This is a genomic window from Maribacter luteus (genome assembly GCF_009674825.1).
In the GTDB taxonomy this organism is placed as follows: Bacteria; Bacteroidota; Bacteroidia; order Flavobacteriales; family Flavobacteriaceae; genus Maribacter_A; species Maribacter_A luteus.
This window is the reverse complement of the sequence record NZ_WKJH01000005.1, coordinates 339,553-361,194: the sequence shown is the minus strand read 5'-3', so window position 1 is coordinate 361,194 and position 21,642 is coordinate 339,553. Positions and strand designations below refer to the sequence as shown.

At 37.9% G+C, this 21,642-nt stretch carries 20 protein-coding genes and 1 tRNA gene; 7 read left to right on the top strand and 14 right to left on the bottom strand.

What is annotated here, in order from left to right; genetic code table 11:
* The first annotated feature begins 128 nt into the window (after positions 1–128).
* Positions 129–302: a hypothetical protein gene (locus GJ691_RS19515; protein WP_179955074.1), complete on the top strand. Its 174-nt coding sequence runs from the start codon at positions 129–131 to the stop codon at positions 300–302.
* A 40-nt stretch (positions 303–342) separates the two neighbouring features.
* On the opposite strand, the gene GJ691_RS09385 is transcribed toward GJ691_RS19515, so the two are convergent.
* From GJ691_RS09385 to GJ691_RS09340, 10 genes are all read right to left on the bottom strand, one after another.
* Positions 343–1,125, bottom strand: a complete 783-nt coding sequence (locus GJ691_RS09385; RefSeq protein ID WP_179955073.1) for a DUF5131 family protein — start codon at positions 1,123–1,125, stop codon at positions 343–345.
* Entirely contained in the window at positions 1,112–1,810 is a 699-nt protein-coding gene (locus GJ691_RS09380; RefSeq protein WP_154366175.1) for an NUMOD1 domain-containing DNA-binding protein, read from the bottom strand. Before GJ691_RS09380 ends, GJ691_RS09385 begins: the two co-directional genes overlap by 14 nt.
* Positions 1,800–2,855, bottom strand: a complete 1,056-nt coding sequence (locus GJ691_RS09375; RefSeq protein ID WP_154366173.1) for an AAA family ATPase — start codon at positions 2,853–2,855, stop codon at positions 1,800–1,802. The genes GJ691_RS09380 and GJ691_RS09375 overlap by 11 nt, the downstream gene beginning before the upstream one ends.
* A 110-nt stretch (positions 2,856–2,965) precedes the next feature.
* Entirely contained in the window at positions 2,966–3,715 is a 750-nt protein-coding gene (locus tag GJ691_RS09370) for a hypothetical protein (protein WP_154366171.1), read from the bottom strand.
* 188 nt (positions 3,716–3,903) lie between these two features.
* Positions 3,904–4,158 (bottom strand): hypothetical protein, encoded by a 255-nt coding sequence (locus GJ691_RS09365; protein ID WP_154366168.1) that lies wholly within the window; start codon positions 4,156–4,158, stop codon positions 3,904–3,906.
* 210 nt (positions 4,159–4,368) lie between these two features.
* Positions 4,369–5,106 (bottom strand): AAA family ATPase, encoded by a 738-nt coding sequence (locus GJ691_RS09360; RefSeq protein ID WP_154366166.1) that lies wholly within the window; start codon positions 5,104–5,106, stop codon positions 4,369–4,371.
* A gap of 92 nt (positions 5,107–5,198) precedes the next feature.
* Positions 5,199–5,543, bottom strand: coding sequence for a hypothetical protein (locus GJ691_RS09355; protein WP_154366164.1), 345 nt, complete (start codon positions 5,541–5,543; stop codon positions 5,199–5,201).
* A gap of 133 nt (positions 5,544–5,676) precedes the next feature.
* Complete coding sequence (locus GJ691_RS09350; RefSeq protein WP_154366162.1) at positions 5,677–6,567, bottom strand: hypothetical protein; 891 nt, start codon at positions 6,565–6,567, stop codon at positions 5,677–5,679.
* Positions 6,568–6,717: 150 nt separating this feature from the next.
* The gene (locus GJ691_RS09345; RefSeq protein WP_154366160.1) at positions 6,718–7,923 is read right to left on the bottom strand and encodes a site-specific integrase; all 1,206 of its coding nucleotides are present in this window, start codon (positions 7,921–7,923) and stop codon (positions 6,718–6,720) included.
* A 213-nt stretch (positions 7,924–8,136) separates the two neighbouring features.
* Positions 8,137–8,210, bottom strand: a tRNA-Ile gene (locus tag GJ691_RS09340).
* Positions 8,211–8,375: 165 nt separating this feature from the next.
* Between GJ691_RS09340 and rbfA the strand changes: the two genes are divergently transcribed.
* Positions 8,376–8,768: a 30S ribosome-binding factor RbfA gene (rbfA, locus tag GJ691_RS09335; RefSeq protein WP_154366204.1), complete on the top strand. Its 393-nt coding sequence runs from the start codon at positions 8,376–8,378 to the stop codon at positions 8,766–8,768.
* Between the two features lie 9 nt (positions 8,769–8,777).
* The gene (locus GJ691_RS09330) at positions 8,778–9,974 is read left to right on the top strand and encodes an ABC transporter permease (RefSeq protein ID WP_154366158.1); all 1,197 of its coding nucleotides are present in this window, start codon (positions 8,778–8,780) and stop codon (positions 9,972–9,974) included.
* On the opposite strand, the gene dusB is transcribed toward GJ691_RS09330, so the two are convergent.
* Together dusB and GJ691_RS09320 are read right to left on the bottom strand one after the other, a co-directional pair.
* Entirely contained in the window at positions 9,971–10,969 is a 999-nt protein-coding gene (gene dusB, locus GJ691_RS09325) for a tRNA dihydrouridine synthase DusB (RefSeq protein WP_154366156.1), read from the bottom strand. The genes GJ691_RS09330 and dusB overlap by 4 nt on opposite strands.
* Positions 10,970–11,090: 121 nt before the next feature.
* Positions 11,091–13,505 carry a TonB-dependent receptor domain-containing protein gene (locus GJ691_RS09320; RefSeq protein ID WP_154366154.1) on the bottom strand — a complete coding sequence of 805 codons (2,415 nt, stop codon included), beginning with the start codon at positions 13,503–13,505 and terminating at the stop codon, positions 11,091–11,093.
* A 217-nt stretch (positions 13,506–13,722) separates the two neighbouring features.
* On the opposite strand from GJ691_RS09320, the gene lepA reads away from it, so the two are divergent.
* On the top strand, positions 13,723–15,519 hold the full coding sequence (gene lepA / locus GJ691_RS09315; protein WP_154366152.1) for a translation elongation factor 4: 1,797 nt from the start codon (positions 13,723–13,725) through the stop codon (positions 15,517–15,519).
* A gap of 62 nt (positions 15,520–15,581) precedes the next feature.
* Here lepA and GJ691_RS09310 read toward each other — a convergent pair whose 3' ends face one another.
* Positions 15,582–15,953 (bottom strand): lipocalin family protein, encoded by a 372-nt coding sequence (locus tag GJ691_RS09310; protein ID WP_154366150.1) that lies wholly within the window; start codon positions 15,951–15,953, stop codon positions 15,582–15,584.
* A 304-nt stretch (positions 15,954–16,257) separates the two neighbouring features.
* Here GJ691_RS09310 and GJ691_RS09305 point away from each other — a divergent pair, with 304 nt between their 5' ends.
* Positions 16,258–16,491 (top strand): GTP-binding protein LepA, encoded by a 234-nt coding sequence (locus GJ691_RS09305; RefSeq protein ID WP_154366148.1) that lies wholly within the window; start codon positions 16,258–16,260, stop codon positions 16,489–16,491.
* A gap of 78 nt (positions 16,492–16,569) precedes the next feature.
* Here the strand turns inward: GJ691_RS09305 and GJ691_RS09300 are convergent, their stop codons facing one another.
* Positions 16,570–18,429, bottom strand: coding sequence for a cation:proton antiporter (locus GJ691_RS09300; RefSeq protein WP_154366146.1), 1,860 nt, complete (start codon positions 18,427–18,429; stop codon positions 16,570–16,572).
* Positions 18,430–18,536: 107 nt separating this feature from the next.
* On the opposite strand from GJ691_RS09300, the gene GJ691_RS09295 reads away from it, so the two are divergent.
* Positions 18,537–19,394 carry a universal stress protein gene (locus GJ691_RS09295; RefSeq protein ID WP_154366144.1) on the top strand — a complete coding sequence of 286 codons (858 nt, stop codon included), beginning with the start codon at positions 18,537–18,539 and terminating at the stop codon, positions 19,392–19,394.
* Between the two features lie 3 nt (positions 19,395–19,397).
* The gene (locus GJ691_RS09290) at positions 19,398–21,623 is read left to right on the top strand and encodes a SulP family inorganic anion transporter (protein ID WP_154366142.1); all 2,226 of its coding nucleotides are present in this window, start codon (positions 19,398–19,400) and stop codon (positions 21,621–21,623) included.
* The last annotated feature ends 19 nt before the right edge of the window (positions 21,624–21,642 follow it).

The following is a 21,642-nucleotide window of genomic DNA, read 5'->3' as shown; positions in this document are numbered from 1 at the left end:
TGAACGTTTCATAAGCAAATAATCTATTTAAAGTTAAACATTTATTCGCCCTATTTTCTCTAATTTTATTCTGTCCAGTTTATCGGGAGGAGGTCAAAAAGGTCTGTTTAACATCAAGTTTATAAACCATGACTAAAGATAAATCAGAAAAAAAATGGCTAACGAGCAAAGAAGCAAAATCCTTTGCAAAGATAAAGGGTTGTGATTTAATGCATCATCGCGAAGCAGGTAAATTGGAATTCAAAAAAGAAGGGAATTCATTTTTCTATTCAAAAGATAGTATAGAAAATTTAAATAAATGAAAAGGGCAACATTTCTGCTGCCCTTTGATGTTACTAGGAATTAAAAATCAAGTTTTAGTTGTTGGTCTGCGCAAGTCCTATTTTTACACTTTTGGACATATAGTCCTGGATATTCCCTGACTTGTAAATTCTGAGGAAATTCCGTTATGCTGCCTCCATGCCTATCTGCCAATCCTAAATTTTTTGCCTGAGAAGTCCCAAGCTGCTTTACAAAACAAGGCAAATTGTTCTTTTTGGCGTTTAAAACCAAATCCCCTGCCCATGAAAGCTCCATATTCCTATAACGGTAATTTCCAAAATCATTGCCACTTTCCCCCCCTATTATACACCAGTCTAAATTACTCATTGATGCATTCCAGTGAATTGGACCTATTAAGGGTTCAAAACTAGCGAAGGTAACACATGGTAAATCCTGTAAATAGTCTAGCCTGCTTATATAATCTTGATTCTCAACAGATACACCAATCCATACATTTTTATAACTTTCAAAGTTAAATGGCAGATTCTCTTTTATCCGTTCAGGACGCTTCGTTAAAATTTGATAAGTAAGATGTGGCGTCTTTTTAATGATACCCCACGCTTCATCTCTCCATTCGTCTGCTTCCGGTATGAACCAATCTGACCATGAACAGGTAAAAATCAATTTTGGTTCTTTTATTCCGATTGGATAATTAAACTTTGTCTTACTACGTTTTACATCTTTGGCATTTTCACCTTCCCTCTCGCGACACATATAGCAGTATTTGCAACCTGGACTTACTTTTTGACACCCGTACCAGGGATTCCAAGTATAATTGGTCCATTGAATTTTAGAATTTTCCATTATCGAGGGTTTTGTTTTGGGTGCTTTCGGTTGTTTCATAGGCCCAACGATATCCTCCAGATTGCTCCCTTTCACCACGGCAACATCGGGCAATACATGATTTCGAAAGCCCAACTGCCCTACTGGCCTCCGCCACGGAGTCAAATCTTGCGATAATACTGCCAGGGAGGCTGAGTTGAATAACTTTTTTCTTTCTTCTATCGCATATTAAACTATAATCTTGGGCTTTTGAGTAACTCCAATAAAATCCTTTACACGATTTATTATACCCCAAACATGCATTACTTATGGATGTTCTTTTGGCTCCAACAGCTTTCGCTGCTTCTTCTAAGGAATCAAAGGTTCTAATACACGATTTATCATCAACCTTATACTGATACACTTTTTTCTTTATTCCCCCACCAGAATCGCCATTATAGCCTTCTACTTTACTGTTATAGCGTAAAATATATTCCTTTTCCTTTTCGGCAAGTTCGTTTACATCATTGGCAGTGTCAATCTGTTCCCATTTAAACTGTTCCGGACCAAATGTGGCAATTGCCTCATGAAAATAATGGCCAGTACCTTTTTCTGCCTTTTGCTCATGGTCTTTTTGTCGTTCTTCAACGCTTTTGGTTGTTGCGCCAACGTATACCTCATTGGTGATGGTGCAGGTGACTTTGTAGATTATTTTTTTAGGCTTCATCTTTGGCCTCCTTTTCTTGATTATTACAACACTTAACAGATTGATAATAACCTCTTTTAGGATTTGCCAATTCTTCTTCGGCCACCAAACTTTTCAAATATTCTTTTAGTTGACGTTCACCAATACTTAACTCATCAGTAAGTGTTATTATTAAATCAGCCGTTCTATGGGTTTTGCAGGGCGAAGCATCAAAATATTCGACTATTGCATCACGAGTATTGGACGCTCTTCTCCTATCGTTTTTATTCAATAATTTGTTCTCAGTGGTCTTACCCACTAATTGAATATTGGTATTCTTATCTATAATTATTTCCCTAACCTCCTCACTATCATCCGCTGCGTACCGAAAAAACACTTCTTTAACGTAACGTGCTTTAAATTTTGTGTTATTTATACCAATTGCAAAATCTGATTCTTGGGCAAAAACAGAGCTTCCCTTTATAGAATCCATATCCAAGGGTTTACCATACATTTTAGGAGTATGGTGAATACAAATAAGCGTTATACTATTACCATAGCAAATTTTTCGCAGGTTTTGTAAAATGGATTCAGCAGTATCACTATCCTCCAATTTACCATGATTTAATCGGGTAATACTGTCTATTACAACAAATTTGGCTTTAGTTTCCTCAACAAGCAGGTTTAGCTGTTTCCAATCATGATCTGTTACTATTTTGCTGTTATACTCAATATTTTGGTATAAATAGTGCTTCTTTAAAAGATCCCTTTTACTTGCATCATAAGTCAACATTTGTTGCTTATTCCTCGAAATCCGATTTTCCCAAAATTCCTCTAGACCTATGAATAGGACATTTTGTGCTTTCTTAATATTTAGTGTTTCACCTAAAAACTGTGATTCACCAATAGCTATTTTAAAAGCTAGATTTTCGCAAAAAATCGTTTTACCGCTCTTTGAGGGACCAAACACTAATCCGAAGGATTTTTTCTTAATTCCAGACCATAAATACTCAATTGGGGGTCTTTTCTTTTGTTCTTCCAGCATTTCTTCCAAAGTCATAAACTTCTTCTGTTCTTCATTTTTCATAATGAAATGTTTTAAATTAAAAATTTTCCGAGATTATGTATACTCGGATTTTCAATTCAAAACTATTCTCACTCTGATAAGGTTTTGGGGACAATTTTTTGTCCCCAACTCTAATTATTAAAGAAATCTGGGTTAAAAGTTGATTTTAATCTTTCGATGGATTGGGATACGCCTCTTTCGTTTGTGTTAAAGGCACTAATATGTTTTCTGGAACCTTTAACCGGATAATAATTGCCGTCGGTTTCTTTATATTCGAATAAATTATCAATAATTCTACCTAAATCGGCATCTCCAATATGTTCAATTTGTTTGTTTTCTCTCAACAAATAAAATAAATATTCAATATCTACACGGTGCCAATTAAACCTAAGTTTTTCCTTTATATCGGTATAAGGATTTAAAATAATGTCATTTATTACATCTTCAAGCTCATCCAGTTGCTCAATAATTAACTTTATTACATCCTGGTCCAAAAAACTGGCCTTCTTGATGTCTTTTAGTCCCTTACGTAGGTTTTCAAGAGCTGATTTTGCCGAATTTCTTCTTGCTTCTTCCGTATATAGGTTTTTACGATTCCAATTACTCTTTATCAAATCCATATAATTATCAGACAAACTACCTAGACTTGGTATTATATAGTCCAGTTTAAAATCCTTTTCAACTTCAAACTCGCTGTAAAGTAAAGGGTCTATTCCTAATTCAGGGTCAATTTCTTGAACTGTGATTTTTAAATCAGTTTTTGGTGTCTTAAAACTCCTATTTGCAAATTCGTTGTAGTAATCCATTGCGGCAAAATGATTTTGTAAGGACAAATAATTGTCGACTGTATAAAAATGGAAAAATTGAATTTTATGGAACATTATTAATTATTTAATTAAACTGCACTACATACATTAACTGCACAAATTTTCTTTTATGAATATAATGCATACAATGCAGTTAATAAAGAAGAGCACTCACTTTTTCAGGGGTTCTTTGATTTTGGAGGAACCGTCTCAAAACTCCTTTAAAGAGGAAAATACAGCATGACTCCATAAATATTATAATATTAAAGGTGAGTTAGTATATCAAAATAATGGTATTGATAGGCTTCACCATAAATCCCAAATACCGTTTTACCATTTGTTGCTATTTTGACCCAATCCACCTTTGCGTATTGGTCTTTTTTAAGTTTACCAACAGCAATGTTTGACTTCACCGTAAAAGGACAGTGGAGGGTCTTTAATTTGCCGTACCAAGTGACTACAAGTATACTAGTAGGTGAACAATACTTGAATAGATCAGCGATTTCATCATTTTCCATAGTTCAAAATAAAAGACGCTCATACATTATCGCATGAGCGTTTTAGCCATATATTTAATTAGAAGTTCAATGGAAGAAGTGCCTTTTCATCTAAATTCATGGGCATTTGACAACCTCTCTTGAATGTGAATAATTACCTTCAGCATAAAAGTATACTCACATTCAAAAGTGAAATCACATGCAGAATATCTTTCATCCTCCCTGGCAGTACTATATAACATCTACTTGTTTAACAACACCTTCATGCATATTTGTTTGGTCTACTTCTACTCCATTATTTGCCCAGGATACCAGCTTTCTACCGGTTGACGAATTAATAATGAAATCAGGCTTATTTATAAAAAGTCCTGTCCTGTCCTTTGACACCTTAACTAAGTGGTCCTCATTGATAAGTTCAAAATTGACCGTAAGTTCATATTCAAATCCTTCCCTTGTAATTTCCTTGGTTCCATACTTGACCACATTAATTTTACCATTTGCCCCAATTCCCATGGAATATCCCACCTTTCTCCTGGCTGTGGTTATAATATGACAATGGGATGCAAGAATCTTATCAATAAATGCCTGGTGCCTCGGGGTTACCTTACCCCAATCTTGGAATCTGCCCCCTAGCTTCTCATGAATTTGCAAACAGCCACCTCTTCCGTTCCATTCGTGGCTTATACTATCAATGATAATTACCTCCATTCCAGCCTTTTCGCAAATTTCAATTGCCTCAATGTATTTCTCAGGTGGAAATGGTCCTTCCATTAAAAGGGTATTATACGTTCCAAGATGGGTATATAAACTGGCTGAACCGTTTTCTGTATCGATTATGGCAATTTTACTATGATCATTGGTCATGCCATAGGCCATTTTAAGTGCCGAATAAGTTTTTCCAAAACCACTTGGGCCAGAAATGCCTATTCTCAATTTAATCTGCTCTCTTTTAGCTTTTTCGAGTTGCATAGCTTTTATGTTAATGGGTTAATCCTATATATATTAGGTATATAATGATGAAAGGCCCTATGTAGGGCCCTTCATTTAACAGAGATAATAATTTAGTACACCTCAGATTCCTCTACAACGAGTTTAGCTGCAGATTCTTCCGTATTGTCCTGATATTCCCAACGATGACTTAATTCAATTACCTCTCCCGTTTCAGGAATGGTATAGGCATAAGCATCGGTTTCTACTTTTACGATTTGCCCAGGAAATTGCATGCCAATAATGCCCTTACAAGTCTCTTCATCAAAAGTGCTTGAAACTGTACATGTCTTTGCGGTTAGGTAGGTTCTTCCTGTTGATTGACTTTTAACGGGCACAACACTACCTTGCAATACCAAAACATAAAATTCATCCCCTTTTTTCGATTCCCTCTTTTTGTAATCTTTTACTGTTACCATGGTTATAATTTTAATTGAACAATGGCGGGGGTACATCCCCCACATCGTAGTTAGGGGGGGGTGTTTTGTCAATTAATACGACCAAGGAAGGATAAGTTGGTATTGAAAAAAATAAAAATTAATTTTTTTGATCTTAATTTAAGTACTCATATGTTACAGAACCATTTCTAGAAGTTCCCGCATTAATAAAATACCTTGTAAATGCAGCAAAAACTGGGTAATCATCATCATCATAAGTATATTTTACTTCAAGTGTTAACTGTCCGTTGTTAAAGACCTTTGTGACATTGTGCTCTAGAAACATTGGGGTTAAAATTGTGTCATCATCCCATGGTTCTCTGTAATAACCAAATTCCTTCCATAATGGATATAAAGGGTTGAATTTGTTGTCAAATTCATAGGTCAGAGTATAACTAGAATTTTCAGGCAAATATTCTACTCTATGGGTTAAAATATTACCATTATCATTATAAGCATAATAATGGTTTTGTAATCCATCAATATTATAAACCTCTGAGGTAATATTCCCTATATCATCATAACTCAAAATAATTTGATGGCTATCGAAAACCTCTTGATTATCATTTATTTCTTGAGAAAGAAATGAAGATAACATGCCATTAGAGTAATTATAAGATTGTGCCCTTATAAATTCGGAACAGCTCTGCTCTTGGATATTTGTTGGCGTTATATCTTCTGCGCGACAATATTTTTGATTTATAATTTTGTTCTCAGTGCCATATTCCAATTGTATTAAGAAAAGATCAAAATCTTTAACCAAAAATTCATTTTTGTATTCAAAGACCCTAGTTACAGAACCATTATGGTCCTCATAATATAAATTCTTAATAAAACGGTAATCATTTGATGAATCACTATCTGTATTAGAGTCGGGAAGGTCAACCTGATTAGGGTTATTTAATGCGTCTTTTTCATCATTATTGCTTGTAGAAGAACATGATGCCAGACATAATAAATTAATCAGAATAAGCACAGGACTCAATAATAAGTGTGTATTTTTCATAATTAGTTTGAAATAAAAACAGTTAAGGTAAAAGTTCTAAGTGTTAAAAATATTTATTATCAACGATTTGAAAATAGAATATCCGAATTGATTTTATACTTAAACCTAAAAAGATATCTTTAATGTTCATTTAGTATTGCACCATAAATTTTACTTAGTCCTTTTTGACACCCTTCTCATCTCCTTACTAACCCTCTTCTGAACTACCTTTCCATAATACTCTTGTGTGATCTTAATACTACTATGTCCCAATAACTCACTAACAATTTCCATGGAAACACCATTATAAAGTAGCACCGTGGAGGCAAATGTTTTTCTGGCCATATGGTGACTGATAGGATTATTAATGCCTACAATCCCTCCTATTTCCTTTAGATAGGAATTTATCTTTTGGTTACTGAATTTGGGTAGTGCAAAATCACCAGTATTCCGGTATTTATGTAAAATCCTTTTTGCCTTAGGAAGTAATGGAACCGAAATTAGTTTACCCGTTTTTTTCCTTTTCATCTGAATCCATTCATTGCCATCGAAGCCCTTAACAATATGCTCTCTTTTTAAACTTGACATTTCATGGTATGCCAATCCCGTATAACAACAAAAAATAAAAAGGTCTTTGACTAATATTAATCTAGGCTGTATAAAAACATGTTTTTCTAATTTGTCCAATTCCTCTGTAGAAAGGAACACCACTTCTTTCTTTACCTTCCCTGGCATATGTAATGCAAATGGGTCCTTTTCTAAATATCCTTCGGCAACAGCAATTTTAATGGGTTTTCTGAAGCGTTGGATGCACTTATTAATAGTTACTTGAGATTGTTGCCGTTCTGTTTTAAGATAGTATTCAAAATCATGTAGGAACTGGAGTTTCAGTTTACTCAAAGGTTGGTCATTCTTCCCAAACTTCCATTTTATAAAATCTTGTGCTTGGGAACAGGCATAGTTAAATTTCTTCCATGTGGCTAGCTGAATATCTATCCCAATGAGTTTCTCCTTTTTGTCTAAAAATCCATTAAAATATTTAATTACACCAACCTCTTTGACAGTTGGTTTTCCAATGTAGATATTTAAAATATCTTCAGCAGTAAATTCAACCCTTGACAATTGTAATTGTAAATAAGCTTTTTTAATATTGGCTGATATGATCTCCAATTGCAGATTGATCTGTTGATTCGCAATAGATTTAGAGCTGGCCTTTTGTTTCTTGGCATTCCATTCAAATGGATTGATAAACTCTCCGGTTGAGAATTGTTTTCTACGCTTTAAATAAGTAATTCTACAATAGATTGGACAAGTTCCCTGTTTGTTGGTTTTATCTTTTTTTAAAAAGAACAGGACAGATAAATTGTTTTGTTTCATAACCAATTGATTTAATGTTAAACAATTGGCATACAATTCAGAAAGTGGGGTACCTAGAATTAAAATAGGATCCCGAATGGGGTACCTAATTTCAACTCATAAGTTGACAAGTTGACTTTTTGTTATAAATGCACTAAATGCAGCTAGTGCAGTCTTTATAGGGCTTAAACAAAAAAATCCAACCTAAATGAATAGATTGGATTCCTTAAAAAGTGGTCCCACATGGGCTCGAACCATGGACCCCCTGATTATGAGTCAGGTGCTCTAACCAGCTGAGCTATAGGACCTATTTTCTTGTATTTCAGGAGCTATCTGGTTAATAACTCCGAATCGTACTAAAAATGAGGGCAAATTTAGTTAATAACCGCAACTACACAAAATATTGTGCCCCCATTTTCATTGAAAAATGCAAGGAAAACAATTTTACCCGTAATTCTGCGTATTTTTGCCCCATGGAAACACAACGACAAAAAAAGATCGCGGGGGTAATTCAAAAGGATATCGTTGAAATCTTACAACGAGCGGCCATCGATGGTGGCCTAACCGGTATTTTGATTTCTGTATCCAAGGTCAATGTGACCACGGATCTTTCCATTGCCAAGGTATACCTGAGTATTTTCCCGAATAAAGATGCCAAAGAGTTGATGGAAGGTATAAAATCCAATCAACCCCTTATAAAACACGAATTGGCACAGCGCACCAAACACCAACTTAGAAGGGTTCCCGAACTTTTGTTCTTCTTGGATGACTCATTGGACTATATCGAAAAAATAGAAAAATCATTGAAAGGGGAAGAAAACCCTATTGAGAACAGGGATCTCCTAGATCGAAGAAAAAAATCGTAGGCATACATTTTGAATTTTCCGTTCTACATAGCGCAACGATATCTACGTTCTAAAAGCAGCCAAAACGCTGTAAACATAATTAATTTTGTCACTTTTTTAGTGATTGTCATTGGGTCGGCATCCTTGTTCATCGTACTTTCAGGATTTGCCGGTCTAAAAACCTTTAGCCTTTCCTATACCAATATCTTCGACCCTGACCTTAAGGCAAGTCCGACCACCGGGAAATTCTTCAGCGTTACCCCAGGACAGGAAAAAGCATTGGCCCAGATTAAGGGTATTGCCTCCTATGCCAAGGAATTGGAAGAACAGGTCTCGTTCACACATAAGGGCAAAAACCATTTTGCTTATATAAAAGGGGTTGATCAAGGCTATACCACCACAACCGAAATCGATAGTGCACTTATTTTCGGGAATTGGTTTTTTTCCGAACAACAAGGTGTAGCCGGCATAGGGTTAACGAATAAATTAGGATTGACCATCAACCAAACAAGAAATCCTTTGGTGGTTATCGCACCCAAACCCGGAAAGGGTTCCATTTCACAATCCAAACCGTATAATGAACTGCCATTGATTATAAGTGGGGTCTATTCGGTGGAAGAGACTCTGGACAATAAATACGTATTCACCGATTTGGCATTGGTACAGGCCTTGTTGGAAAAAGATACTACCCAAGTTTCCGGCATCAACTTTAAACTTTTCCCCGATGCCGATACCCCTGAATTAAGGAATCAAATCGCCACCGTTTTCGAAAACAAGGTTACGATCAAGGATCGTGAGGAACAGAACAGCTCACTGTACCGTATGCTCAACACTGAAAACCTGGCCACCTATCTTATTTTTACCTTGGTATTGATCATTGCCCTTTTTAATGTGGTAGGGGCCATTATCATGATGATATTGGACAAACAACAGAATTCTAAGACCCTATACAGCTTGGGCTCTACCATCAAAGACCTACGTCGGGTATATTTTGTACAAGGGGTTATCGTTACAGGCGCAGGAGGGATCATAGGTGTATTGTTGGCATCGCTATTGATCTGGTCGCAATTGGCCTTCGGTTGGCTAAAGATCACCCCGACACTCGCCTACCCAGTCGAATACCAATGGATCAATATCGTTATCGTTTTAGCAACGATCATTGTTCTGGGTATTATCGCATCTAAAATCGCAAGTAGTAGAATTACCAAAAAACTGATCTCGATCTAGTTGACCTTAAAATCATGGTCCCCGAACTTTTCAAGGACCTCATCAAAAGCCTTGAAAACATCTTCGGCATCATCACTGGTCACCATTTTCATTCGGTACTCCTTAAAATTGGGAATACCCTTAAAGTAATTGGTATAATGGCGACGGGTCTCAAAAACACCTAGTTTTTCACCCTTCCAATCTATGGACATCTGTAAATGCCTTCGGGCCGCCTCTACCCGTTCTTGCATGGTAGGTGGAGCCAAATGGGTACCGGTAGCAAAATAATGTTTTACTTCTTTAAAAAACCAAGGGTAGCCAATACTGGCCCTCCCTATCATAGCACCATCCAACCCAAAATCATCGCGCATTTTCATAGCGGCTTCGGGCGTATCAACATCCCCATTGCCAAAAACGGGAATATGCATGCGTTGGTTGTTCTTTACCTCGGCAATCGGTCGCCAATCGGCAACGCCCTTGTACATCTGCACTCGGGTTCGCCCATGAATGGAGATGGCCTTACATCCTACATCCTGAAGCCGTTCGGCAACCTCAACGATCTTTATGGAATCTTGGTCCCATCCCAATCGCGTCTTTACCGTTATGGGGAGCTTGGTATGCTCTACCATGGCCTTGGTAAGGGACACCATTAAATCGATATCCTTTAAAATTCCGGCGCCGGCACCTTTGCTAACTACTTTCTTTACGGGACATCCAAAATTTATATCTATGATATCGGGTTTTGACTTTTCTACAATCTCGACAGATTGTAACATAGAATCGAGATTCGCGCCGAAAATCTGGATACCAACAGGGCGCTCCTTTTCGTAAATATCGAGTTTCATCACGCTTTTTGCGGCATCACGAATAAGTCCTTCAGAAGAAATGAATTCCGTGTAAACTACATCGGCCCCTTGTTCTTTGCACAAGGCACGAAAGGGTGGATCGCTCACATCCTCCATAGGGGCAAGCAATAGTGGGAAATCCGGTAATTGAATATCTCCGATTTTTGGCATCACATAATTTTGGATTGCAAAACTAAGGGAAAAGGGCTCCGAAGCCAAAAAATTAAATAAAACGGTATTTAGGGCATTGGAAGTCGTAGGGTGCCGAACTGTTCATTGCAGAGTGGTAAGATCAAATACGGTTACGTTCATCCACTCTTTTCGATTTTTTGTTACTGCGGATCTTGGTGTTCCCAAAACGATATCTGAATCCCAATACCAACAACCTACTCTCTGGCCTATAATACGAAGTATTGTTCTGATCCAAATATTTTCTGGTATTGAAAAGGTTGGCTTCATTGAATACGTCATCGAGACCCAAGGATATACTCGCCTTTTTGTCCCATATGGTCTTTCGAAGGGCGATGCCCATATTAAAATAATCTTCCTGCCTGGAGTTTCCGAGGATTACCGGAGAGGAATAAAGAATGCTGATATCGGCCTTTAAACTTTTATCGGATAGAAAAGAAAATCCGCTATTGGAACGAATATAAGTATTCCATAAACCCTCATTTACCTTTTGTCCCGAACTCAAATCGGTGAAATTGCTTTCCATATATGAGGTAGAAGCCATAAAATAGAAACTCCAGTTATTGGTAAAATTCTTGTTTACCGTTACATTGAATCCATAAGCGATATCCCGGTCTACATTGGAACTGATAAAACGTAAAACCTGATTATCATTATCCTGGAATACCAACAGTTGGTAGTTGTTGACCCTGTTTTTATAGAATAACTCGAACGTATAGGCCCTTTTGTAGGTATATCCGCCCGCCATATAGTGCCGTGATGAAGGTAAAAGATCAGGGTTGCCCTCTATTACCGAATTATAACTTTGAAAAACCTGGAACGGATTTAGGCTATTATAACGGGGCCGGGTAATTCTACGGTAATAATGATAGTGGAAATCATGTGTATTATTAGGGGTATACTGAAATGAAACCGATGGGAAAAGTTTAAAATAATTGTCATTGTTGAACGAATTGAGAACGTCCAAATTTGCCCTGGTTTTGGTATACTCACCCCTTAGTCCCGCCTTGAATTTCCATTTATCCCATTTGTTATCGATACTTGCATAGCCAGCAAATATACTTTCATCATAGTCAAACGAAGCCGATTCGGTAGCGTTGATACCCGGTTGATCGCGATCAAATCCCGATTGATCAATCTCATTTCCCGAATGTATACCTGCAAAACGTAATCCCGACTCAAAATTTGAAAACGTACCTACGGGCGTGATAAAATCAATCTGGGCACTGAATAGATTTATGTCCTGGGTAGCATTTGTGAAAAAATCGTCTTGGTCAGTTAGGTTTTGATTATTATCATAAAAATAGGTGCTCAAATCTTGCCCTCTTTCATAATCGTAATAGGTGTAATGGGTATTCAACGAAAGTTCTGCCCCCTTTTTTTTAAGCTTATGTACAAAGTCAAGATAAAAAGATGCATTTATCTGATCTTCCCCAGAATCATTAGTCGTAATAAAGCTTGATGGATCGCTGCCATCGGCATAAGTTATCTTGGTTTCGGTATCGAACACCCTATCCACTTTAGGACTCCATTGGTTCAAGGTAGAAAGTGTCAACGAATTTCTATCATCAAAATCATAATCGAAAAACGCATTGAAATTATGGCGGTTTCTGTGTTGAATATAATCTTCATGGGCATTCCAGGTAGAAGTGATCTCGCCATCCTCGATATAATTAGTAATATCCGTATACTGAGTGTACCATTTTTCCTTGTTAAAACTATAGTTTATGGAGAATCCGCTTTTATTACCTTTAAAGTAGTGGTCGGTACCTATCGTATGTTTCGGAAAAACCCCTTGGGTATATCTATTGAAAATAGCCCCATTGTACCCTGCAATTAGGTTCTTTTTCATTTTTATGTTAATCAACATACCATCCTCTGCGCTATATTTTGAAGGCGGATTAGTAATAACCTCAATTGATTCTACATTACTGGCAGATGTTCCCGATAGTAGATTAATCACATCTGATTTTGGTAGGTTCACTTTTCGACCATTGATCATGATTCCGATATCCTTATTCCCATTAACCGAAAGCTGGTTATTGATGACCACAACGCCTGGCGCCCGCTTTAGCGCCTCCCACACATCACTATCGGATAAGGCCGTGTTACCGATATTGAATACCAAACGGTCTACCTTACGCTCGATTCGAGGTTTTTGGGTGGTCACAACAACTTCATCTAACATTTGGGCGTAATTACTGATCGTTATTGTACCGACATCCTTAGTAGAATCAATATCAACGATCATATAATCCGATTCGTTTTCGAGATAACTGGCCTTAAGAAAATACTTTCCTGGCGGTATGTGGGTGATTTTGAACCCCCCTTTTTCATCGGAAGAGGACCCATTGATCAAAACGGTATCCTTAGGACTTAACAATAACACATTAGCCAACCAAACCGGTTCCCCTTCATTACTTTTTACATGACCGGAAATTGAAAATTCCTGGGCTTGTACCATAAAAGAAGTACTTATTGCACATAGGAAGACCAGGAAAAGTTCTCGATAGTTCACGTAAAGATTGATTGGCCCGTGAATTTAACAATTATTAACTGAATTATCCTACAAAATTATGTACGTTTCAACGAAATTATCATAAAAAGTAGAGCTATATATGAAAACCTCAAATCAACCACGGTTTATTTTACATTATATTTGCATTTTTAATAGAAATAGGTCTTCTTATTAAGGTTTAAGGCCCTTGATAATTGACATTTAATCTGAAGAGTAGTTGAAGAAAATTAGAAACTTTTGCATTATCGCCCATATTGACCACGGTAAAAGTACCTTGGCCGATCGTTTGCTTGATTTTACAGGTTCTGTGACAGAACGTGAAAAAAAGGAACAACTTCTCGATAGTATGGATCTTGAACGTGAGCGTGGTATCACCATAAAAAGCCATGCCATTCAAATGGATTACATTTATAAAGGTGAGGAATATATTCTTAACCTGATCGATACTCCCGGACACGTAGATTTCTCATATGAGGTATCCCGTTCCATTGCCGCTTGTGAAGGGGCACTATTGGTCGTAGATGCAGCTCAAAGCATCCAGGCACAAACCATAAGTAACCTATACCTTGCCTTGGAAAATGATCTTGAAATCATCCCTGTACTCAATAAGGTTGATTTACCAAGTGCCAACCCCGAGGAAGTAACCGATGATATTGTAGATCTATTGGGTTGTGATGCCGATGAGGTTATTCCGGCAAGTGCCAAGACCGGTATCGGCATAGAAGAGATCCTTGCGGCCATTATTGAGCGTGTTCCCGCACCAACAGGTGTTGCCGATGAGCCTTTACAAGCGTTGGTATTCGACTCGGTATACAATCCGTTCAGAGGTGTAGAGACCTATTTTAGGGTCATTAATGGCGAAATAAAAAAAGGACAAAAAATAAAATTCGTAGCAACCGATAAAGATTACTATGCTGATGAAGTAGGTACTTTAAAGTTGACACAGCACCCCAAACAAGTGATCAAGACCGGTGATGTAGGTTATCTGATTACGGGAATAAAGGATGCTAGGGAAGTAAAAGTTGGTGATACGATCACCGATGCTGCCAACCCTACAAAAAACCCAATTGAAGGTTTTGAAGATGTGAAACCCATGGTTTTTGCTGGAATTTACCCAGTGGATACGGAGGATTTTGAAGAGCTAAGGTCCTCAATGGAAAAATTGCAATTGAATGATGCTTCTTTGGTATTTGCCCCAGAAAGTAGTGCGGCACTAGGTTTTGGGTTCCGTTGTGGTTTCTTGGGAATGCTCCATATGGAGATTATCCAGGAACGGTTAGAACGGGAATTCGATATGACCGTGATCACCACCGTACCAAACGTTAGTTACCATGCCTTTACCAGAAAAGATCCTGAAGTTCCCTTGATCGTGAACAACCCGTCGGATCTTCCCGATCCATCGACCATTGATCGCGTTGAGGAACCCTATATAAAAGCTACCATAATCACCAAAGCAGATTTTGTTGGTAACGTAATGTCCTTATGTATTGAAAAAAGAGGGGTAATTACGAACCAGACCTATTTGACCACTGAACGTGTAGAACTCAATTTTGATATGCCCTTGGCGGAAATCGTTTTCGATTTCTATGATCGGTTAAAAACAGTTTCCAAAGGTTATGCCTCTTTTGACTACGCCCCTATTGGTATGCGTACATCGAAATTGGTACGTGTGGATATTCTTTTGAACGCACAACCTGTTGATGCATTGTCCGCCCTTATCCACGCTGATAATGCCACCAATATTGGTAAGAAAATGTGTGAAAAATTACGGGAACTCATCCCAAGACAGCAATTCGACATTCCTATCCAGGCAGCTATTGGATCCAAGATCATATCCAGGGAAACCATAAAGGCGCTCCGAAAAGATGTTACCGCCAAATGTTATGGGGGTGATATTTCCCGTAAACGGAAGCTATTGGAAAAACAGAAAAAAGGTAAGAAAAGAATGCGCCAAGTAGGTAACGTAGAAATACCTCAGCAAGCTTTTATGGCCGTTCTTAAATTGAACGATTAAAAAAAAGTCCACTGAAAATATTCAGTGGACTTTTTTTATTTGAACGTTTGTAAGGTTATAGGTTACTCACGAATTGCAACGGTATATCCTTCTTCATCCTCTAAGGTATCGGTCCCCAAGAGATTTCCTATCGTAAATGAATCTGCCGACATTTCCACATCATCATAGACAACATTGTAAGAATCACCATCTTTGGCCCAAGTAAAAGTACTTTCAAAAATTTGTTGCGAATCTTCAGATTCTGTATAGGTCCCAGTTTCATCACTGTTAAAAACCCATACATCACGACTCGTGCTTGTATAGTCATTAATGGTAAAACTGGACTCCATTACCCAAGTACCAACGATTGCGTTTGATGAATCATCGTCATCTTTTGAACAACTGGTCATAGATAAAGTTCCCGCTACAACAAGGAATAGAAATAGTTTTTTCATACTAAGAATTTTGGTTTAGTTATTAAAATTGAAAAGCTAACGTAAAAAGATGCAAGAATATTCTTTCATGACACGGTTTAAGCCCAAAATTGTTGTGTAGATAGTTTAAATCAAAGAATAGGTGAATTGCAAATTTCCTTTACACATTAGACCCTTGTACATTAAAACCCAGATGAATACCTTATACATCAATATAACGGTCTTCGCACCTACTTTAAAATGAAAATAAATACGCCTACAAGTACTATATACGTGTGGTAAATCCATAAATCTACTTTATATTTGTGCTAAATTTCCTCCATTAATGACACTTTATATTGCACAGTTCACCGCTAAACATCGCCTTATCCAAGTAGAGGAAAATTCAGTATTCATGTGGAGGCAAGAGAGCGGGGACATTGATAATTCAATGCTGGCCGATAAGATAAAGAGAGAATCTTCGATTCATTTTTTCAATATGATAGCCGGTAAGAATTATAATATAGAGCTTGAGGATATTACAGTTACCATTTGGAAAACGGAACCCTTTAACGGGTAATCCAATTCTGGATAACGTATAGTGGTTCTATTCAAGCTATAAGAAATTTACCCTGTAACCTTTCTGTCTAACATTAAACTACTTTTGATCCACTTGGGCCTTAAGTGCGGCATCATCTATGTCGAACATTTTGCCTAAATACACCAATCGACTACCCTTTTTAACATCTTTGAGTTGATCACTGTGCGAAGAAATAATCTTAAGATCTCCATCAGAAGTCTTTAAAAAAATGGGGATAATATCCTTATCTGCCTTGGTAATCTCAATCAGGTTTAGATAGTGTTCCTGACCATTAATGGGAATCTCATGAATGGCCGGGTACCTTCTTGCAGCTTCCATTAACTTGATGAAATCATCGGTATGTGAAAATAGGCCTTCTTTTGGGTTATTGTCCGGATCGCCCATTTCATCGGTATCTACCAGACGAAATGAACCATTTTCACCAAACTGTTTTTCGAATTTTTTTATGGCAAATTTATTGATGTCCGAATTCCCGGTTAATGCCATAAGAAACCCGACATCGTTCAATTCAATATTATCGGTAAGGGAGTCCGAGTAGATATTCGCGGTAAAAGCTTCAAGACCTATTTTTTTGGCCTTATTGATGTTCGTTTCGTTATTGTCTATAAGCACTACATGCCTTCCGTTCTTTTTTAAATAATGCCCAATTAAACGGGAAACCTTAGAGGCACCAATGATAACGATACCTTCTGATTTTGTTAGAAACACACCTACTGCCCTTGAGAATAAACGTGCCGTAGTTGCATTGAGCAAGACCGTACCCAATACGATCATGAATACCAATGGTGTAATATATTCTGCATCGACCTCACCACGTAACATCAGTTTAGATCCAAAAAGCGAAGCGATACCCGCGGCAACTATACCCCGTGGCCCTACCCAACCAATGAACAGTTTTTCATTGAATTTTAAATTAGAACCCGATGCACTCAAGAAAACCCCTAAAGGTCGAATCAAAAACACGACGATTAGGAACAGGATTGCGGTATTCCAGTTATAGATCAACTCTAAGTCGGACATATTGATATTCGCAGACAGCAATATAAAAAGGATCGAAATCAAAAGTACGCTCAAAGATTCTTTAAAATATAAGAGTTCTTTAATGTTCGGTAAGTTCATATTACCCAAAACCATACCCATGACCACAACGGCCAGTAATCCGGATTCATGAGCAAAAATATCCGACTCAACAAAAACCAACAAAACCACCGATAAGGATACCACGTTGAGCAAATAATGGGGAATCAGGCTTTTCTTAATGGCAAAGGCCAATCCGTGTGCAAAAGTAAATCCGAAGGTGAAACCAAAGAGTAAAATCTTACCAAACTCAACAAGGGCGGTCATGGTATAGGCTTCGCCTTCACCTACACTGATAAACTCAAACACCAATACGGCGACCAAGGCACCAATGGGATCAATAAGTATACCCTCCCATTTTAAAACAGCGGAAACATCTTTCTTTAAGGGTATGTTCCTTAAAATCGGCGTTATTACGGTTGGCCCCGTAACTATGATCAAAGAAGAGAATAGAAAGGACATTTGCCATGTAATCCCAAAAATATAATGGGCCGCCAAACCTGCACCAAAAAAAGTAACCACGGAACCTACGGTAATCAATTTGGTAATAACGGGTCCCACGTTACTTACCTCGGAACGCTTAAGGGTCAATCCCCCTTCAAACAAAATAATACTAATGGCCAAAGAAACGAAATAATAAAGCCCTTCCCCTGGAAACAACCCTTTTTTACCGTTCCATATGGGTTCAATCAATTTACTGCCATCCAAGGTAAAAAGTGTAGATACGGGTCCAACCAACAATCCTATCAAAATTAGGGGCAAAATGGCCGGTAATTTTAGCCGCCAAGCCACCCATTGTGCGATGATTCCCAGTATTACGATACCTGCTAATTCAATCATGAATCTAATTTTAATGAAAAATACCCTTTTCTTACCTAATGTACAATTATACTATCTGGATTTTGCTTTATTAATATTATCTTATCTTGGCCCATCAAAGCATATATATGCCAACCCAAATACATCCTTTCAAGACCATTTTATTCGGATTTGCCTTTTCCCCTTCCCTTAAGGTGAACGTATTGGAAACAACCCGTATTGCCACTTTTTTCAATGCTAAATTGATCTTGTTGCATGTTGGGGAAAAAACCGATGGAAAACAAGACATAATAAACGGGATAATCGCAGAGACAAAGTATAACGATTTGCCCATAGAAATTACATGGCAAGAAGGGAAACCCTATAATGTGATTTTGGATACCTGTAACAAACAACATATAGATTTATTGATTCTAGGTGCATTACAGCATGAGAATATGTTCCAATATTATGTTGGGTCCATAGCCCGAAAACTAACAAGAAAGGTAAATTGTTCGGTGCTATTGTTGATAAAACCATCTGCCGTTCGGGTACCATGCAAACATATTGTTGTAAATGGACTTGATGCTCCGGATACTCCCGTTGCCATTACCTATGCCCTCTATGTAGCTTTTACCCTTGGCGCACAGAAATTAACTATTGTAGAAGAGATAAAACAAAAAGAGTTACATGTCACGGTCCAAGATGACCGTTCTTTAAAAAAAGTGAATTTGATGAAAGAACGTCTTAAACACCGGGAAGAATCGCGGGTACGAAAAATAATTGCCGACTTGCCAAGTGACTTGGCCAATAAAGTGAACATAAAAACCCAAAGTATATTCGGCAGGGAAGGCTATTCAATAGGTCATTATGCCGAAGTGGCCCGAGCCGATCTTTTGGTAATGAACGCGCCGACCAAAATTGGCCTATTGGATCGTATATTCCCCCATGATTTAGAACATATTTTGTCCGATTTACCAACCGACTTACTAATTATAAGAAGATAAGCATTGCCAAAAAAAAACGATAATAAAAAGAATTTCATAGCTGCTCTTCCAAAGAATATTTTTTCTGGTTTCGTGGTTTCCCTTATAGCCCTACCCTTGGGATTAGGACTGGCATTGGCCAGTGAAGCACCTCCCATTTCCGGAGTCATAGCAGCAATTATTGGGGGTGTAGTGGCCTCTATACTAGGAGGGGCTAACGTAACCATAACAGGACCTGGCAATGGTCTGGTCATTGTGCTCTTGGGGGCAATAACCACCCTAGGGGAAGGTGATATGTACCAAGGCTACCTGTACACCTTGGCTGCGATTGTGGTTTCAGGTATTTTGATGATTCTACTTGGTTTCATAAAAATGGGAAGGATGTCAGACTTTTTCCCTGCTTCCGCGATAGAGGGCATGTTAGCGGCAATCGGCCTCGGCATTTTGGCGAAGCAGTTTCATATCATGATCGGTCACAATAGTGAATCTGGCAGTATATTGGGGTTATTGGCTCAAATTCCAACCGGGATCTTCAATCTTTTCCAAAATTTTGACCTTCCTACTACCGTAGCAGCGATAATTGGCTTTGTTAGTCTGTTGATCATGATATTTTATTCTAAGATTAGGAACGAATATTTCCAATTGGTACCGGCCCCGATGTGGATCCTCATATTAACAGTGGGGTTGAGCTATCTATTGGGTGCCTTGAACATTCCATACCCCTTAGATGAATCCTTTTTGATCAACATACCGGACAATGTAGTTTCTAACCTGGCATTTCCTGATTTTTCAAAAGTAAGCCAAGGCAATTTTATACAAGCCGTAATCGCTATTACATTGATAGCGAGTATAGAATCGTTGTTAAGTATAAAAGCGGTAGACAAACTAGACCCCCAAAGTAGGCGGTCTAATGTGAACAAGGACTTAAAGGCACTTGGCTTGGCAACGACAATAAGCGGATTTCTAGGTGGATTGAATGTTGTTACGGTAATTGCGAGAAGCTCGGTAAACGTGAACAATGGGGCCACCAATAGATCTTCGAATTTTTTCCATGCTTTGTTTTTGGTCGTATTCATTTTATTGTTCCAAGAGCAATTGCGAAAGATTCCCCTTGCGGCCTTGGCCGCAATATTGGTTTATACCGGCTATAAGCTCGCCACCCCGAAAACCATTACGAAAATTGCCAAAATCGGTAGGGAGCAGATAATTATTTTCTTCGTTACCCTGATGACCACGTTAATAACGAATTTGATTACCGGAATAAGTGCGGGAATTCTTGTCACATTTATCATTCATGCCGTAATCAATAAGGATGTCGGGTTCTTTCTATCTAATTTTCTTAAACCGAACGTGCTCCTGTACAAAGAAAAGGACGTGGGCAACTTTTATGTGAGCGTTAAATACTTTTGCACCTTTATCAACTTTTACAAGCTCAAAGGGAAATTGGATATGGTTCCTGAAAACGAGGACGTGATATTGGACTTCTCACTCTGTAATTTTGTTGACCATACGGTTATGGAGGGGCTGGATAATTATTCCGAAACATTCGCCAAAAAAGGGGGCAATATCGAAATAATCGGTTTAGACCGTCATGAAACCGATTCGCATCATCCATTCGCCATTAGAAAAATACTTCCATTTGATAAGTTTAAACCCATTGAGCGTTATTTCACGAAAAGGCAATCCCTATTAAAGGCGACTGCCGATGATTTTAATTTGACCTATGCCGCCCAGCGAAATACGGATACCGGTTTTTTATGCGACTTCGTGTTTTTCAGAACACGGCAAATACCTTATATCTATAATACCCTTTCCAAAGAAAACAAAAGCTATATGTTGTTCGATGTAGAGTTCACCGAAGGTGAGTTCATCGCAAGGGAAGTAGTGAAAACAACGGCAATGCACATTAACTTGGATTTCGATATTCCTGTATTTACATTAGACAAGGAAGGCTTGCTTGATTTTAAATATGGCCTGGCCGGATTCAAGGATATTGAAATAGCCAACCATCCTGATTTCAACAAACGTTTTTTCCTTAGCGGATCGAACGCTGAGGGGATAACATCTGTCTTTTCAGACGAATTGATCCTCTTTTTGGAAAGCCATCCTTATTACCATATTGAATCTAATGGCTCATCTCTCCTTATACTAAAAAAGGAAAGATTAATGAGTGTTCAAGAGGTTAAGGCCCTATTATATTTCGGAAAACAATTCTATAAATTGGTTCAAATTCAGGAAATACATGTGTGATTTGTTAAAAACTATTAAT